This is a genomic window from Natronobacillus azotifigens, from assembly GCF_026805325.1.
GTDB classification, from domain to species: Bacteria; Bacillota; Bacilli; order Bacillales; family Amphibacillaceae; genus Natronobacillus; species Natronobacillus azotifigens.
In genome coordinates this window covers 33,995-50,787 of the sequence record NZ_JAPRAT010000008.1, presented here as the reverse complement: position 1 = coordinate 50,787, position 16,793 = coordinate 33,995, and the positions used below count along the sequence as shown (strand labels likewise).

Genomic DNA, 16,793 nt, shown 5'->3' with positions numbered 1-16,793 from the left:
ATGTTAAATACAATTACAGATGCATTAACGGCATTAAAAGCAGGAAAAATCATTATTGTTGTTGATGATGAAGATCGTGAAAATGAAGGTGACTTTGTCATGTTAGCAGAGCATGCAACACCAGAAGCGATTAATTATATGGCAACAAAAGGAAAGGGTCTTATCTGTACACCAATAGAAAAATCCATTGCATCTCGTTTAGGGCTAGATAGCATGGTTACGAATAATACGGATGCGCACGGAACGGCTTTTACTGTAAGTGTCGATCATATCGATACACATACAGGAATTAGTGCGTACGAACGTTCGTTAACGATTGAGAAATTAATCGATGCGAAGTCAATCATGACAGATTTCAAACGTCCAGGTCATGTTTTTCCGTTGATCGCAGAAGATGCAGGGGTACTAGTGAGACCTGGACATACCGAAGCGGCAGTAGATTTGGCTCGTTTAGCTGGTTCTGCACCGGCCGGAGTGATTTGTGAGATTATGGCGGAAGATGGTACGATGGCTCGCTTACCAGAATTACAAGAGCTAGCAAAAGCAGAGGATATGCCGATTATTTCGATCCAAGATTTGATCAGTTATCGCAAACGTCATGACGATTTAGTCAAAAAAGAAGTGGAAATCAATTTGCCGACTAGCTATGGGGATTTTTCCTTGGTTGCATTTACAGAGAAATGGACAGGAAAAGAACATTTAGCCTTAGTAAAGGGAGAAATTACCGAAGAGGACACGCCTTTAGTACGAATTCACTCGGAATGTTTAACAGGGGATGTACTTGGTTCACACCGTTGTGACTGTGGCCCACAATTAGAACAAGCACTAGTAGAGATTGAAGCAGCTGGTAAGGGTGTCTTGGTTTACATGCGTCAAGAAGGCCGTGGCATCGGATTGCTAAATAAATTAAAAGCCTATAAATTACAAGAAGAAGGCTACGACACGGTAGAAGCAAATCACCAATTGGGCTTTCCAGATGACTTGCGCGATTATGCAGTAAGTGGACAAATGCTAAGACAAGTTGGTGTAGGGAAAATGATTTTATTAACCAACAACCCAAGAAAACTTGCAAGCATGACGGAATATGGATTACAAGTCGTGGAAAGAAGAGCGATTCAAATCCCTGCAAACAAAGCAAATGAAAAATATTTAGCAACAAAAAAATCAAAATTAGGTCACCTATTCAAGGACTAAGAGGAGAGATTAACGATGAAAAAAATATTTGAAGGTAATTTAGTTGGGACAGATGTAAAAGTAGGTATTGTTGTTGGTAGATTTAATGAGTTTATTACAAGCAAATTGTTGGGCGGAGCTGAAGATACGTTGCGTCGTCACGGTGTACAAGAAGAAAACATATCTGTTGCTTGGGTTCCTGGTGCGTTTGAAATTCCACTCGTAGCAAAGAAAATGGCCGCTTCCGGTAAATACGATGCAGTCATCACGTTAGGCACAGTTATTCGTGGTTCTACACCGCACTTTGATTATGTATGTTCTGAAGTAGCAAAAGGAGTAGGCAGTGTAACAATGGATACGGACATTCCAGTTATCTTTGGTGTGCTAACGACAGAGACAATTGAACAAGCAATCGAACGTGCTGGAACAAAAGCAGGTAACAAAGGGGCTGACGCAGCCTTATCAGCCATTGAAATGGTGAACTTATTACAAGAGATCAATTAATTATGGAGGCTGTCGGAACAATTTTCCCCGACAGCTTTTTTGGTGCTTAGGAAACGATAAAATTTTGAATGGAGGATAACTTTTCGGAAAAGATGTAGCCACGTCCAGCTCCGAGCGTCAAAAACTAGGCAACTTCAAGCAATCTACGATAAGTCATCATCGTTTAGTGAGCTTACCTTGATTCCTTTATCTCGATTGATTCGCTCCAGTTGCTACGTTTTTAACCGGTGCTCTGCGCTTTTGTTCATGTTTGGCGCGAGATATTGTGAGTGGGTGTTGCGTGTAGATATCGAGAATTTCTGAATCGGAAAAGTCGCGCGCAAATCGCGGAGAATGCACGCAAATTTGAAAAGATGCACGCAAATCACGGAGAATGCACGCAAATTTGAAAAGATGCACGCAAATCACGGAGAATGCACGCAAATTTGAAAAGATGCACGCAAATCGCGGAGAATGCACGCAAATTTGAAAAGATGCACGCAAATCGCGGAGAGTGAACGCAAAATCGAAAAGATGCACGCAAATCACGGAGAATGCACGCAAATTTGAAAAGATGCACGCAAATCGCGGAGAATGCACGCAAATTTGAAAAGATGCACGCAAATCGCGGAGAATGCACGCAAATTTGAAAAGATGCACGCAAATCGCGGAGAATGCACGCAAATTTGAAAAGATGCACGCAAATCGCGAAGAATGCACGCAAAATCGAAAAGATGCACGCGAATCGGGAAAGTAGCACGCAACCCCCGAAAATCGGCCCCAACTCTTAGACGTCGCCGTTCACAACTTCATTAATTTGCTTTGATCCCGATGCGATCCACTGTAATATCGTATACGACTTCTGTTTCCAAGTCCTTATAAATTTCGTGCCATCGATCTTCTGTTTTTACATGTTCGTCCCAATAACGAGGTAATCTTGCCCGTATATGTTCACCAAAACTGAAGATATCTGTACCATTTTTTTGTGTCAGTCTAATTAATTCTTCTGCATGAAGGGTAGCATTTTTTATTGCATTTTCCTTTATTTCCTGAATAGTCGCTGCGCTACCTAAGTCGATTTTTTCGTTTGATTTTTCTCTCACTTCTGTATCGACACTTATTTTTATCGTGATTTTAGGTTTGCCGTCGACCAACACTATATCTTTCTTGGCCTCTCTAGTTCGCGATTTAATGATTACTGCTCCATTTTCAATCGGTATCATAAGTGATGCGCCAGGCGGATATGAACCTTTGATCGCATTGTATAGAACAACTTGATACGGTGGGACTATGTCTACCATTACTTCTTGATCAAAAAAAGCCATGCCGCTAATACGGATATTATCTCCATGTACCTCGAGATAAGGGAGGATTGCGGATTGTCCTAAACTTGCGCACGCAACCCAAAAGTCTCCTATGTGAGTTTCTGGAAACTTTCCCATCTCTACTGCACTATCTAATGTGCTTGATAAATAAATTGCTGGAATCTGTTCAAGTTTTGGAGCAACACTCATAGTATTTGCTGCATCACCTTCTGCGACTGCTAACCATACCGTTCGGCGTATTTCAGACCTGCGATGAAAAAAATCGTTAATAGGCTTTAACCCCTCTTGAGCAATCTCCTTAGAAACGATTATCACTTGTAGATGGCCAAAGAAAATATCGTGAGCAATTTTTTGTTGCATACTTTGTACGGCATCACCAATGGTAATGCCATATCCTTCAACGATCCAAACATTATCTTCAGCAGAAGTATTTCCTTGTGCAGGTCCTAATGCAACCTGCCCAGGAACAGATAATTGAGCAGTTAGTTTAAATCTTTGATCATTCTCATTAAATTGAAAGTCTGGATGAGTTACGTCATCTAGTTTCATTTCTTCCTCAGTTGCTTTATCAATAGACAATCCTACAATCGTTGCCCGCTTTTCAACCTCCACTTGATCCCAACAGCCTGTTAAGAAAAAAGCGAGAGAACTAACCAGGATACAACATGCTAGAAAACGTAAGGTCATGTTGATTATCCCCCCTGTCTGTTTATTTTTTAAACATACTTATGATTACCAGTAATGTAGGATAACCTGCTGTAATTACCAGGCTAGTTTTTCCGATAATTGGCATCCAATCATACATTTGAACATTGTTCTCCGGAACGAGAGCAACGAATAAAAATACAGGCAAAAACCAGTAAGATAGCTTACGGTGATTGTTCATTTTAAAAGTATCGGCGAAGGTGTGAATAGAAATTAGAAATCCACTAAGTATCGTAGTGAACGCGGTAATTATCCAAAATACGATAAAAAAGATATCTAACCGTTGAAAAGGGGGCATCGGAAAACTAATAGATCGAGCTAAAGCTAATACTGGCCATACCTCCTCGTTAATTTGTTCTGCACCAAGCGCAGCGTAGGTAACGGTGGTAATGGACATAATCATAATAAAAACCCCGATCCAACCATATAAACTCCCTTTTAGCGCTTTTTTGGGATCTTGCATCTTTGGGAAAATAACCGTTAGTGTATAAAGACCTATTTGAAAAAACGGCAGTGCGATAATCGTCATACTGCTATCTAGCATTCCGGTTAGTGACGGCTCATTTCCTAATACAGGAAGTATCCGGAAAAAATCTCCCTCCGGAATTGCCATCGATATAAGGAAGAGTCCTGGCATTATTATAAAAGGTATATAATAAAAGTGAATGTACCCAAATTCTGATATGTTTTTTCGTGACGCTATAGCGACTATTGCTAACATGACAAAAAGGCTAACTTCTAAGGGCGTTTCACGTAATAAGGTTGTGGCCATCACTTCCCCAAACTCTCGGATTACCATAGAGGTTAGTAATACAAATAGTACGGTAATCATTAACCCGAAAATAAAACTAATATATTTTCCGACAATTTTATTGCCAAATTGGATAAGATTTTGTTCAGGGAAACGTCGGGCTACTAGAGATAGAATGACCAAAAAAATCAAGTAGAATATTAACGCTAAAAAAGTCGCGAAAACCCCACCTGAACCTACAATCTCTGCCCCCCAACGAGGTAGGGAGAGGACACTGATTCCGATTGTGCTATTAATGATTACACAAGCAAGTTGTACGGTAGTCACGGGTTCTCTTTGATTGGGCACAAATATCCTCTCCTATCATTATTACTTTTTCTGCGGTTTATTTTGTGAATTTAATCTTTCGGGTCTGTTATTCAACCAACGCAATGGCAATCTTAAAACGAAATCTTTCATATCACTCGAATTACCCGGAGAAAGAGGATGCATGTACGGCATACCGAATGATTGAAGAGACAAAAGGTGGTTAGAGATGACGATCCAGCTCATCATAAAGCCAAATAACCCCAATATCCCAGTCATGATTAGCATCGGAAATCGCAACATTCTTAAGGAAACGGCGATATTATAGCTTGGAGTTGCGAAAGAACCAATCGTAGTTAGTGCAACGATTACGACGGTTAAAGGGCTAACAAAACCGGCATCAACTGCTGCTTGCCCGATAACTAGAACTCCAACAATGCTTAAGGCTCCACCGATTTGTTTTGGCATTCGTATGGTAGCTTCTCTTAGTATTTCCATGGCTACTTCCATTAAAAGAACCTCAAATAACAACGGGAATGGTACACCTGTTCGCCCGCTTGTAATCGCTACGGCAAAACGGGTCGGAATCAATTCTGGATGGAATGATATTGCAGCAACATAAAGGGAAGGGATAATTAGTGAGATTACTAACGAAATTACCCGAATGATTCGAGTTAATGTACTCAACATGTAGCGATCATTATAATCCCCAGGGCCTTGGATAAATTGCCCGATTGTCGCAGGTGCAATTAACGCAAAAGGTGAACCATCCACAAGTATTGCAGCCCGCCCTTCTAAAACATTCCCAACAACAACGTCTGGTCGTTCAGTATGTTGAATTTGAGGGAAGGGTGATCTTGGATTATCTTGAATGTTTTCTTCTATATAACCAGTGTCCAAAATACGATCAATATCGATATTGTTTAGTCGTTCTTCAATTTCTGCTAATAGTGCTGGATCTACGATATCTTCCATGTATAAAAAAGCAACTTTGGTCTTTGTCCTTGTTCCGATCTCCATTGACTTAATCCGTAAGTCGGTGGAAGGTAGTCGATAGCGAACCAAGGAAAGGTTTGTGTTTAGACTTTCATTAAAACCGTCTCTTGGTCCTCGGATAACTTGTTCCGTTTCAGGTTGGGATATTGCTCTTTCGGCTATATCAAACGTATTTAGTAAAAAAGCACTCTCGAGGCCTTCCATGAAAACAACGGTACTTCCGCGAAGCAATTCTTCAATAATTTTCGTGAAATCTTTTTCTTCCGATCCCTCTGATTGGTACAGCGTCTCTTCGAAAATCAATCTGTTTAATTCTTTCACCGTAACCTTGTCAATTGATGTATCAGATTTGTGCATCAAGGGTTTCAGGATATCTTGATTAATTAGAATTCTGTCAACAATACTATCAAAATAAATAGCTACTGCTGATGACTGGCCAAAAATTTTAAAAGGACGGACAGTAAAATCTGTATCGTCTTTAAATAATGTTTTTAGTTTTTGAATATTTTTTTCTAATTGAGGATGGATAGGTTGTTGTTTTCGGTCTTCAATTGCTTTGCCAAAAGGTTTTTGTGTTGTGTTGGCTGTTGATTTGTTCTTTCGGTTAAACATGATCAAGACCTCCAAGGATTTTGCCGTATAAAGTGAAACTTCAATTAGTGGGGGTTTTTAGGTATTCCGCCACTGATTGTTAGCCCTAAAGGATGACCTAAGGCCTTTGAAGCATTCGGGGTTCTATCGTCCGTTACTTCAGTGTAAATAATGAATAAAATGATTATTCACTAGTATTGAACGGTATTTGGAGATTTATGCACAGATTGGAAGAAGGGATACTCATTTTTAAATAGAAACGGGACCGGGTGAATTTTCTTATCGTACATATGTGAAGTAGATTTTTTTCTAACGCGTTGATCGTTCCATCAACGTATAACAAAAAAACTGCCGATTCATCATCGACAGCTAGTTGTTTAAATAAAAAAAGCTAAGTTGTTAAGGCTTTCTGAATATCCGCTTCAATTTCTTCAGGTTCTGTAGTAGGAGCATATCGTTTGAGTACTTGTCCTTCTTGGTCAACAAGAAATTTTGTGAAATTCCATTTGATTTTACCACCAAAAACGCCAGATGCTTGATTGGTTAAATAGTCATACAACGGGTGAGCATCTTTTCCGTTCACTTTAATCTTGCTGAACATCGGAAAAGAGACCCCAAAGTCAAGCTGACACGTTTGTTGGATTTCTTCGTCCGTTCCTGGTTCCTGTTTCATAAATTGATTGCTTGGAAAACCTAGAATCTCAAGACCTTGATCTTTATACTGGTCATATAATTTTTGTAATCCATGAAACTGATTGTTTAGCCCGCACTTTGTTGCTGTGTTTACAATCAACAATACTTTTCCTTTGTAATCAGCTAGTGATTTTTCTTCTCCTGAAATGGTTTGTACTCGAAAATCATGGACAGTCATCATCAAACCTCCTTTTCTTAAAAATAGCAATCTCATCCGGGGAAGTCAAAAGATACTACTTGGAGTTTCGCTTACGAGGAATGTTAGATGTGGAAGTATAGTAAAAAAAACTTAGACCAACAAAATCGTTAGTCTAAGTTCATCATTAGATCGCGTGATCGGTTTGATTCTCTTCGATTTGAAGCAATCTTTCTTTCACTTCTGCTTCCGTTAATTCGTGTTCTTTCACATAAAGGTTACGCTCGGTTACACGACATTCGTGTGTACAACCTCGTAAATATTTATGTTCATTTTCTTCTGAACAGAGAATTTGTTTGTTGCATGCGGGATTGGCGCAGTTTATATAGCGCTCGCAAGGTTTACCGTCAAAATAGTCTTTTCCAACAACAACATGCTCGACTTGATTGATCGGAACACTGATACGCTCGTCAAATACGTACATTTTTCCGTCCCAAAGTTGTCCTTTTGCTTGAGGATCCTTGCTGTAAGTAGCGATTCCTCCATGCAATTGGTTCACATCTTCGAATCCCTGCTTCACTAACCAACCAGAGAATTTTTCACAACGAATTCCACCAGTACAGTAAGTTAGCACACGTTTTCCGTCAAACTTTTCTTTGTTTTCTTCTATCCATTCTGGTAATTCACGAAAACTATGAATGTCAGGACGAATCGCTCCACGGAAATGACCTAAATCATACTCATAGTCATTACGTGCATCGATAACAACAGTATCTTCCTCTTGCATTGCTTCATAGAAAGCTTGCGGTGATAAATAATTTCCCGTTGTTTCGAGTGGATTTACGTCTTCATCCAATCGCAAGGTAACTAGTTCTGGACGTGGGCGTACATGCATTTTTTTAAAAGCATGTCCATCTGCAGGATCGATTTTAAAGGGCATGTTAGCAAAACGTGGATCGTTGTGCATTGCTTCCATATAAGCCTCAGTAGCAGTAATCGTACCAGAAACAGTACCATTAATCCCTTCTTCTGCAACCAGAATTCTTCCTTTCAATCCTAACTCCTTACAGAAAGCCAAATGCTCTTTTGCATAGCCTTCCGGGTCATTCATATGAACATAGTTATAGTACAATAATACTTGATATTTTTCCATTCGATTAACCACCTATCGATTCGTATTTGCAAGATACGTGTGTAGGCGTGAGATAGTCTCTTGCAAGGACATATTATACAAAAAATACAACACTTTATCAACCTTTTGGTTATATATCTGAAAATTCAATCTAATATAAGTGTTATTTGCTATTCTCAAGGATTCATCGTATATTTTTCAAGAGGGGAAGTGATGAAATGGATGCAAAAGAACGGGAACAGCTAATTATTGAAAACTATCAAGCGCAAGAAAAAGGGATGATCCTTCTGTTTGCGCAATGGTGCATCAATCATAAATTAGATCCGGAAGCTTTGTATCAAGAGGCGTATCCTAATCAAGCAGACAATGAAGTGTTAGATGAAATGATGGAGCATACGGTATCGGAAAAAGAAGCAGATGAAATACAAGGGGAATTATTATTGGAAGTATTGCAAGCATACGGAAATGATGATCTTGCTTTTGTTGTTGCAAACCATATGGAAAAGAAATAAAAATGCGGCCCAGCTAATGTGAACCGCATTTTTTGGTTATAGAAAATGGAAAGCTACTGAAATAATTTAATAAGCGCTTGTGTGCCACTATTTTCTTCGCCTTCTTCGGCAAGTTGTTGATACAACTGAAGAGATAACTCCAACCCAGGCGTCATAAGTCCCATCTCTTGAGCGGTTTCTAAAGCGATTTTCATATCTTTAATAAAATGCTTTACATAGAACCCTGGTGCGTAATCATGTTGAATGATTCGAGGTGCTAAATTGGACAATGCCCAGCTTCCAGCAGCTCCGGTAGTAATACTTTCTAGTACTCGACTTGGATCTAAGCCTGCTTTTTGTGCATAAGCAATCGATTCAGATACACCAATCATTCCAGATGCAATCACAATTTGATTACACATTTTCGTATGTTGGCCAGCACCAGCTTCACCCTGATAAATGATTTTTTCACCGATGACTTCAAAAATAGGCAAAACAGCTTCAAAGCCTGTTTGATCTCCACCGACCATAATGGCGAGGCTTCCTTTTTGGGCGCCAATGTCACCACCTGAAACAGGAGCGTCTAGAGCCGTCAACTGTCTTTGTCTTGCTGTTTCAGCAATCTTTTTGGCCAATGTTGGTTTCGATGTTGTCATATCAATTAAATAACTTCCTGCCTTTGCATTTTCAATGATCCCATCTGAACCAAAATATACTTCTTCAACGTCACTTGGATAACCAACAATCGTAATCACGATATCAGAAACGTGAGCAAGACTTGCAACATGATCGTGCCATGTTGCTCCAGCTTGCAATAAGGTTTCTGCTTTTGCTTTCGTTCTTGTATAAATATGTACCTCATACCCTGCGTTGATCAGATTTTGCGCCATGCTCTTTCCCATCACGCCGGTGCCAATGAAACCAATTGTTTTCATATTCCTACCTCAGTCCCTTCGGATTTGTTATGATAATTTTAGCGCAATCACAAACAGAAGCAAAGAAACTTGTTTACATAAAGGGGGAGAATCGCTTGCTAGAATGGGTGTGTAAAACATTTTCTACAATAGATAAACACGATTGGTATGAGATTGCACAGTTACGAACGGAAGTGTTTATAGTGGAACAAAAATGTAACTATCAAGATTTTGATGGTTATGATCAGATGTCTCATCATGTATTTTTGCGAAAAGAAGGACAAATAGTTGCTTACATGCGATTAATACCTCGAGGTTATTTTTGCACAGAAGCATCGTTTGGTCGGGTGATTGTAAAAAAGGCAGAACGAGGACAGGCATATGCGAGAACATTAGTTGAAAAAGGAATTGACATAATGCAAAAAGAAATGAATGAACCAATCATTAAAATTCAAGCAGAAGCCTATTTACAAAAATTCTATCGTTCTTTTGGTTTTGTAGATGTTTCAGAACCGTACCTTAGTTATGATATTTTGCATGTGGATATGATCTTGGAACAAAAATAATGAGGGGGATAAATGATGGGATGGAAAATAAAAAGCTTTGACGAGCTATCTTTATCAGAATTATATCAAATTTTACAAATTAGAGTCTCTGTGTTTGTCGTGGAGCAAGATTGCCCGTATCAAGAAGTGGATGGTGTCGATCAAGCTTGTCAGCATCTGTTTTTAGAAAAAGATGGACAAATCGCTGCATATGCCAGATTGATCCCACAGGATGTATTATATGAAGATGTTTCGATCGGAAGGATCTTAGTACATAAAGATTATCGAAAAGCTGGATATGGTCACGAATTACTCGCAAAAGCAATCGAGATTATTTCAAACGAATGGGATGTTGAAAAAATTAAAATACATGCGCAAGTCTATTTACTCGATTTTTATCGCTCTTTTGGTTTTGTAGAAGTGACTGAACACTATCTAGAGGATGGAATTCCGCACGTAGACATGATAAGAGAAAAAACTCATTAATGCGTGTTCAACAGGAGAAGCCAATTTGCCAAGGATCACAGGAATGAGCCAACGAAGAGGCGTGTCCTTAATCATTTGGTGCATTTATGAACCCTTTCTATATAAATAGAAACACCAGCTAACCTGTTGAATTAGCTGGTGTCTTTTTTTGCTTGAAACAGCCGAGTTATTTTATTAAAAGAGGGGGGCGAATCAAATCGCGGCTAAGCTGACACGGCTGGTCCAAGTGCTACTGCAAAGAAAAAAGTATCTTTACAGCTGAAGCTTATATATGAAATTCACAAAAGGAAAATGGGGAGATCCTTTGTGAATGTTATCCTAATTGATAAACAGTCAATGGGGAACAGTACATTCCCCGTTGACTCGAAAAAATTTTTTATTCTCCTTGTAAAGTGAGATCGGTTTGTTGCTCTACACCATCACGATAATAGGTTATAGTAATCGTTTCACCGATATCTGTTTCTGTATACAGATAACGTCTCAAGTTCAACATCGAGGAGATAGATTCTCCGTTGATCTCAGTAACAACATCATAGCGTTGTAAGCCAGCTTCATCTGCACCAGAACCGGAGTGTACATCGGCAATGACAATGCCATCGGTAACATCGGTGTCGAGGTTTAATGTTTCTCGTAAGTTTCTTTCTGGTACTGTTGATAGATCCACAGCACTGATTCCTAGCAATGGTCGAGAAATTTGTCCATTTGCTTCTAATTGCTCGATGATCGGTAAAGCTTCATCAATAGGAATTGCGAATCCAATTCCTTCTACCGCATGGGTGGCAATTTTCATTGAATTAATACCAATTACTTCGCCTTGTTGATTGATTAATGCCCCACCACTGTTCCCGGGATTTATTGCTGCATCGGTTTGAATCACATCAATCGTCCAGTCGGCACTTCCATCACCACTACGATCCACCTCAAGAGAACGGTCTAGTCCACTAATAATTCCTTTTGTAACCGTTCCTGCAAATTCAAGTCCTAATGGATTTCCAATCGCAATCGCAGTTTCACCGATTACTAAATCAGAAGAAGAACCAAGTGTAGCCACTGTATCAACGTGTTCTGGATCGATCGCAAGAACTGCTAAATCGGTTAATTCGTCAGAACCTAATAACCTAGCACGAACTTGTTCGCCGTTAGCTAAGATTACTTCAATCTCTTCCGCATCTTCGATCACATGATGATTAGTAATTACATAAGCATTTTCTTCGTCTACTTTATAAATAACTCCAGAGCCAGAACCGGAAGCGGTATTATCGGACCATAAGTCAAAGGATCGTATATTGGAGATGCCAACCACAGCTCCTGAAACATCACTTAACATTTGAGTAGAAACATTATCATCTCCAGTAGCTGTCTGGATGATTTGTTGTGCGGTAGCTTCCATAGCCTCGCCACCATTTCCTTGATCTGTGTGATTCACATCAAGTGGAATAATTCCTGTGAAAAGTAACAGAAAACCGATCACTGCTACGGTAAGTCCTCCTGTTATCCCACTCAACCAGATCGACCATAAGTTTTGCGACTTTGGAGGTTGGTTGGTTTCTTTTATGTTATTTTCATCTGTAAAACTACTTTGTTCTACTTGTTCTTTAAAATCAGTTTGTTTATCTATATCCTGTTCAGTTAGATCTTGATCTTTTTGCTCGCTATCAATATCTCTATGATTATATTCAGACATTTATGACACCCCTTTATCTTTTCTGTACATTTTCTAGTATAAGCAGTAGTTTTGGCAACATTTCGGAATAATTATGAAAAAAGTATGGAACATAAAACACGGTGCATTTTTTCTTGAAATATGGGAAAATGAAAGGAGAAGAGGAGAGTGAATCAATGTCATATCACATTTTTATTGTAGAAGATGATCAGAATATTCGTGACATCGTTGCTGCGTATTTAAAGAAAAATGGTTATATCGTTTCTATGATTAATAATGCAGAAGAAGCCTGGGAGCAGACGCGAAACAATCAGCCTGATATGTGGATATTAGATATTATGCTCCCTGGTATGGACGGGTATGAACTATGCAAAAAGATCAGACAGGAGAGTGAAGTTCCAATCATTATCATCTCGGCGAAGGATGAAGAAGTGGACAAAATTCTCGGTTTAGAACTAGGAAGTGATGATTATTTAACGAAGCCGTTTAGTCCGAGAGAATTAGTCGCTCGTGTGAAGCGGTTATTTAAACGAGCAAAGTTGACCGATAGCCAATCAACTGATGAAGTCGAACATTATCAGGTTGGTAACTTAACGTTACAAGTAAGTGATCGACGTGTTTTTTGGTATGGGAAAGAAGTAGAAGTAACTGCAAAGGAGTTTGAGTTATTGCAAAGTTTGATGCAAAATAAAAATCGCGCCTTTTCTCGCGAGGAATTACTCACCTTAATATGGGGAGATGACTATTTTGGCAGTGACCGTGCTGTAGATGATTTGGTAAAGCGATTGCGAAAAAAACTAGAAGGCCTCCCAATCGAAACGGTTTGGGGTTATGGTTATCGTTTGAGAGATGACGAGGATATTTCATGAAATTACAAACACAACTCACGTTAGCCTTTACAACCTTACTGCTTATTATCATGTCGATTGCAGCAGTTATGGTTAACTCGTTACTGTTAAATGTCTTTATTCAAAATGAACGGGACCAATTACAAGAAAAAGGCGAAATGCTTACCCCTTTCTTGTTTAGTGACTCGATGCCACAAAATTTTTCCCAGTGGCTCAATGACGAGGAATTATATTTATTTATTTATGACCGAAATCGTGACCAACCGATTGTATGGTCTTCTACTTTATCGGTAGAGGTCATTCAATATTGGGCGAATCGTTATGATTTGACCGAATCGGAACAGCCACTTTGGCGAGCGGGAGATACGAGTTATGTGGTGTCGATTCTGCCGATTTATCCAAATTTATTGGAAAGGGAGCTTGTTTTAATTACGCCATTGGACGATTTGCAAGTCATTCAATCGAATTTGTTTAATCGTTTAATGATTATTTTTTTAATCGGGATTATCGTCATTATTCTATTAACCCACTTCTTAACGCATCGTTTAGTTACTCCATTGACGGAATTAAAGTATCAATTAAAGAAAATTGAAAAAAGAAAATTTGATGATGTCAAACGGATTAAGGCTAGCGGTGAAATTAAAGAGGTAGAGGAAAGTGTTATCGAAATGGCCAATGAACTGCAACGTTATATGCAGTCACAACAGCAATTCTTTCAAAATGCTAGCCATGAATTAAAAACCCCGCTCATGACGATTCAAGGTTATGCCGAGGGGATTAGAGATGGTATTTTCGTCGAGGAGGATTCAGAACGAGGTTTAGAAGTGATGGTAGATGAAATTAGCCGGCTAAAGAAAATTATCAATGAAATGATTCTTTTAGCTAAGCTCGATAGTGATGAAAATATTTATCAACCTGAACCATTATCGGTTCGTGAGTTAATCCAATTAACGATTGATCGTGCCTTGCCAATGGCAAGTGAGCGGGGAATATCGTTAGAACACGAAGTTACCGATGATGTGCTATTAGAAGTTGATCAAGAAAAGATGCTTCAAGCAATGATGAATATGGTCACAAATGGTATTAGACATGCTCATTCAAAAGTAAGTATTCAAGTGAAGCGAGTAAACAAACAAACGTTAATTCTGATTGAAGATGACGGTGAAGGAATTGACGAGGTGTTGATCCCACAATTATTCCAAAGGTTTATCAAAGGAAAGGGTGGGGAAACGGGTTTAGGTCTGGCCATTTCACGTGCTATTATCGAAAGATCTGGTGGATCTATTACGGTAGAACGCTCCCCATTAGGAGGAGCTCGATTTACTGTTGCTTTTTAGTTAGAAAAAAGCATGTACTTTTCCATATGAGGTATGCTATAATTACTCAGTTACAGCTTAAGGGATGTTTGCTAAAAAGAGGAGATGTACAAGCATGCAATTTAGAGAAGATATTCGTAACATCGCAATTATTGCCCACGTAGACCATGGGAAAACAACATTAGTTGATCAATTACTACGCTATTCCGGAACTTTTCGTGACAACGAACAAGTCGATGAGCGTGCCATGGATTCTAATGATATAGAAAAAGAACGTGGAATCACTATTTTGGCGAAAAATACTGCCATCAATTATAAAGATACACGTGTGAATATTTTGGATACCCCAGGACATGCCGATTTCGGTGGTGAAGTAGAGCGAATCATGCAAATGGTTGATGGTGTTTTGCTGGTTGTTGATGCGTATGAAGGTTGTATGCCTCAAACGCGTTTCGTTCTGAAAAAAGCACTCGAACAAAAGTTGACGCCAGTTGTAGTTTTAAACAAAATTGACCGTCCGAATGCTCGACCTGGAGAAGTTATTGATGAAGTGTTAGACTTATTCATCGAGCTTGGTGCTGACGATGACCAGTTAGAATTTCCGGTCGTATATGCATCTGCACTAAATGGTACGTCTGGTGAAGAGCCAGATCAACAAGAAGAATCAATGGAAGCTGTTTTCGCTTCTATTTTAAAAAATATTCCTGCACCAATAAATAATGAAGAAGATCCACTACAATTCCAAGTGACGTTACTGGATTATAATGATTACTTAGGTCGGATTGGAATTGGCCGTGTTAGCCGTGGATCGATTGCAGTAGGACAGCAAGTAGCTTTGATTAAAAAAGATGGCAAAGTGAAAAATTTCCGTGTTTCAAAAATGTTTGGTTTTATGGGCTTAAAGAAAGTTGAAATTACCGAAGCAAAAGCAGGAGATATCATCGCACTAGCGGGTATGGAAGATATCAATGTTGGTGAGACAGTTTGTCCCGTTGATCATCAAGAAGCGCTACCTGTATTAAGAATCGATGAGCCAACTTTACAAATGACTTTTGTTGTGAACAATAGTCCATTTGCCGGTAGAGAAGGTAAATATATTACTTCAAGAAAAATTGAAGAGCGCTTATTAACGCAACTAGAAACCGATGTAAGTTTACGGGTAGAACAAACCGCATCACCGGATGCTTGGATAGTATCTGGTCGTGGAGAATTACATTTATCTATTCTTGTTGAAAATATGCGTCGTGAAGGTTACGAACTTCAATTATCAAAACCACAAGTAATCATTAAAGAAATAGATGGTGTCCGTTGTGAACCAATGGAGCGCGTACAAGTGGATGTGCCTGAAGATCATACTGGTGCGGTTATGGAATCATTAGGTTCACGTAAAGGTGAAATGCTTGATATGGTGAACCAAGGGAATGGCCAAGTGCGTATGGAGTTTAAAGTTCCTTCACGAGGTTTAATTGGATATTCTACGGAGTTCATGACACAAACTCGTGGTTATGGAATTATCAATCATACGTTTGATAGCTATGAACCAGTTGTTCCTGGTCAAGTTGGTGGTCGCCGTCAAGGTGTTCTTGTTGCATTGGAAAATGGAAAAGCTTCGACTTACGGTATTATGAACTTAGAAGATCGTGGGATTATCTTTGTTGATCCAGGTACTGAAGTTTATGCTGGTATGATTGTTGGTGAACACAATCGTGATAATGACTTAACCGTGAATATTACAAAAGAAAAACATTTAACCAATGTTCGTTCAGCAACGAAAGATCAAACGTCAACGATTCGAAAAACACGTAAATTAACATTAGAAGAAGCAATCGAGTATTTAAACGATGACGAATATTGTGAAGTAACACCAGAAACCATTCGTCTACGTAAGAAACTGTTAAATAAAAACGAACGAGAAAAAGCAGCAAAGAAAAAATAAAGGTATTGATATGAAAAGCTAGGTCTCCTTATTGGAAACCTAGCTTTTTCTTTGCTTAGGAAGATTTTAGAATTGTGGATAACTTTTCGGAACAGATATAGCCACGTCTAGCTTCGAGCGCCAAAAACTAGGCAACTTCATGAAGCAATCTACGACAAGCCACCATCGGTTCGCAAGCTTACTATGATTGCTTTATCTCGATTGATTCGCTCCAATTGCTACGTTTTTAACCGGCGCTCTGCGCTTTAGTTCTTTAGATCATAGTGTGGCTATTGACTAGTGCTTGCTTGTTACCACCACCCG

General features: G+C 39.1%; 16 protein-coding genes. 9 read left to right on the top strand and 7 right to left on the bottom strand.

Going from position 1 to position 16,793, the window contains the following annotated elements; translation table 11 throughout:
• The 3 genes from OWO01_RS05830 to OWO01_RS05820 all read left to right on the top strand — a co-directional run bounded on the left by OWO01_RS05830 (window position 1) and on the right by OWO01_RS05820 (window position 2,413).
• Complete coding sequence (locus OWO01_RS05830) at window positions 1–1,194, top strand: bifunctional 3,4-dihydroxy-2-butanone-4-phosphate synthase/GTP cyclohydrolase II (protein ID WP_268779492.1); 1,194 nt, start codon at window positions 1–3, stop codon at window positions 1,192–1,194.
• Between the two features lie 15 nt (window positions 1,195–1,209).
• Entirely contained in the window at window positions 1,210–1,677 is a 468-nt protein-coding gene (ribH, locus tag OWO01_RS05825) for a 6,7-dimethyl-8-ribityllumazine synthase (RefSeq protein ID WP_268779491.1), read from the top strand.
• A 613-nt stretch (window positions 1,678–2,290) separates the two neighbouring features.
• Window positions 2,291–2,413, top strand: coding sequence for a hypothetical protein (locus OWO01_RS05820; protein WP_268779490.1), 123 nt, complete (start codon window positions 2,291–2,293; stop codon window positions 2,411–2,413).
• 55 nt (window positions 2,414–2,468) lie between these two features.
• Here OWO01_RS05820 and OWO01_RS05815 read toward each other — a convergent pair whose 3' ends face one another.
• The 5 genes from OWO01_RS05815 to trhO form a co-directional block, all read right to left on the bottom strand.
• Window positions 2,469–3,668 (bottom strand): Ger(x)C family spore germination protein, encoded by a 1,200-nt coding sequence (locus OWO01_RS05815; RefSeq protein ID WP_268779489.1) that lies wholly within the window; start codon window positions 3,666–3,668, stop codon window positions 2,469–2,471.
• 22 nt (window positions 3,669–3,690) lie between these two features.
• Window positions 3,691–4,785: a GerAB/ArcD/ProY family transporter gene (locus OWO01_RS05810; RefSeq protein WP_268779488.1), complete on the bottom strand. Its 1,095-nt coding sequence runs from the start codon at window positions 4,783–4,785 to the stop codon at window positions 3,691–3,693.
• 21 nt (window positions 4,786–4,806) lie between these two features.
• The gene (locus OWO01_RS05805; RefSeq protein WP_268779487.1) at window positions 4,807–6,351 is read right to left on the bottom strand and encodes a spore germination protein; all 1,545 of its coding nucleotides are present in this window, start codon (window positions 6,349–6,351) and stop codon (window positions 4,807–4,809) included.
• A 370-nt stretch (window positions 6,352–6,721) separates the two neighbouring features.
• Window positions 6,722–7,201 (bottom strand): glutathione peroxidase, encoded by a 480-nt coding sequence (locus OWO01_RS05800; protein ID WP_268779486.1) that lies wholly within the window; start codon window positions 7,199–7,201, stop codon window positions 6,722–6,724.
• A gap of 145 nt (window positions 7,202–7,346) precedes the next feature.
• Entirely contained in the window at window positions 7,347–8,312 is a 966-nt protein-coding gene (gene trhO / locus OWO01_RS05795) for an oxygen-dependent tRNA uridine(34) hydroxylase TrhO (protein ID WP_268779485.1), read from the bottom strand.
• A gap of 197 nt (window positions 8,313–8,509) precedes the next feature.
• Between trhO and OWO01_RS05790 the strand changes: the two genes are divergently transcribed.
• On the top strand, window positions 8,510–8,803 hold the full coding sequence (locus OWO01_RS05790) for a hypothetical protein (RefSeq protein WP_268779484.1): 294 nt from the start codon (window positions 8,510–8,512) through the stop codon (window positions 8,801–8,803).
• Between the two features lie 53 nt (window positions 8,804–8,856).
• On the opposite strand, the gene OWO01_RS05785 is transcribed toward OWO01_RS05790, so the two are convergent.
• Complete coding sequence (locus OWO01_RS05785) at window positions 8,857–9,717, bottom strand: NAD(P)-dependent oxidoreductase (RefSeq protein ID WP_268779483.1); 861 nt, start codon at window positions 9,715–9,717, stop codon at window positions 8,857–8,859.
• A 95-nt stretch (window positions 9,718–9,812) separates the two neighbouring features.
• Here OWO01_RS05785 and OWO01_RS05780 point away from each other — a divergent pair, with 95 nt between their 5' ends.
• A complete protein-coding gene (locus OWO01_RS05780; protein WP_268779482.1) occupies window positions 9,813–10,262 on the top strand; it encodes a GNAT family N-acetyltransferase in 450 nt (149 codons plus the stop codon).
• A gap of 15 nt (window positions 10,263–10,277) precedes the next feature.
• Entirely contained in the window at window positions 10,278–10,727 is a 450-nt protein-coding gene (locus OWO01_RS05775) for a GNAT family N-acetyltransferase (RefSeq protein WP_268779481.1), read from the top strand.
• 376 nt (window positions 10,728–11,103) lie between these two features.
• Here the strand turns inward: OWO01_RS05775 and OWO01_RS05770 are convergent, their stop codons facing one another.
• A complete protein-coding gene (locus tag OWO01_RS05770) occupies window positions 11,104–12,411 on the bottom strand; it encodes a S1C family serine protease (RefSeq protein ID WP_268779480.1) in 1,308 nt (435 codons plus the stop codon).
• A gap of 155 nt (window positions 12,412–12,566) precedes the next feature.
• Between OWO01_RS05770 and OWO01_RS05765 the strand changes: the two genes are divergently transcribed.
• The 3 genes from OWO01_RS05765 (at window position 12,567) to typA (ending at window position 16,490) form a co-directional block, all read left to right on the top strand.
• A complete protein-coding gene (locus OWO01_RS05765; protein WP_268779479.1) occupies window positions 12,567–13,259 on the top strand; it encodes a response regulator transcription factor in 693 nt (230 codons plus the stop codon).
• Entirely contained in the window at window positions 13,256–14,575 is a 1,320-nt protein-coding gene (locus tag OWO01_RS05760) for a sensor histidine kinase (RefSeq protein ID WP_268779478.1), read from the top strand. Before OWO01_RS05765 ends, OWO01_RS05760 begins: the two co-directional genes overlap by 4 nt.
• 94 nt (window positions 14,576–14,669) lie before the next feature.
• Window positions 14,670–16,490, top strand: coding sequence for a translational GTPase TypA (gene typA / locus OWO01_RS05755; protein WP_268779477.1), 1,821 nt, complete (start codon window positions 14,670–14,672; stop codon window positions 16,488–16,490).
• The last annotated feature ends 303 nt before the right edge of the window (window positions 16,491–16,793 follow it).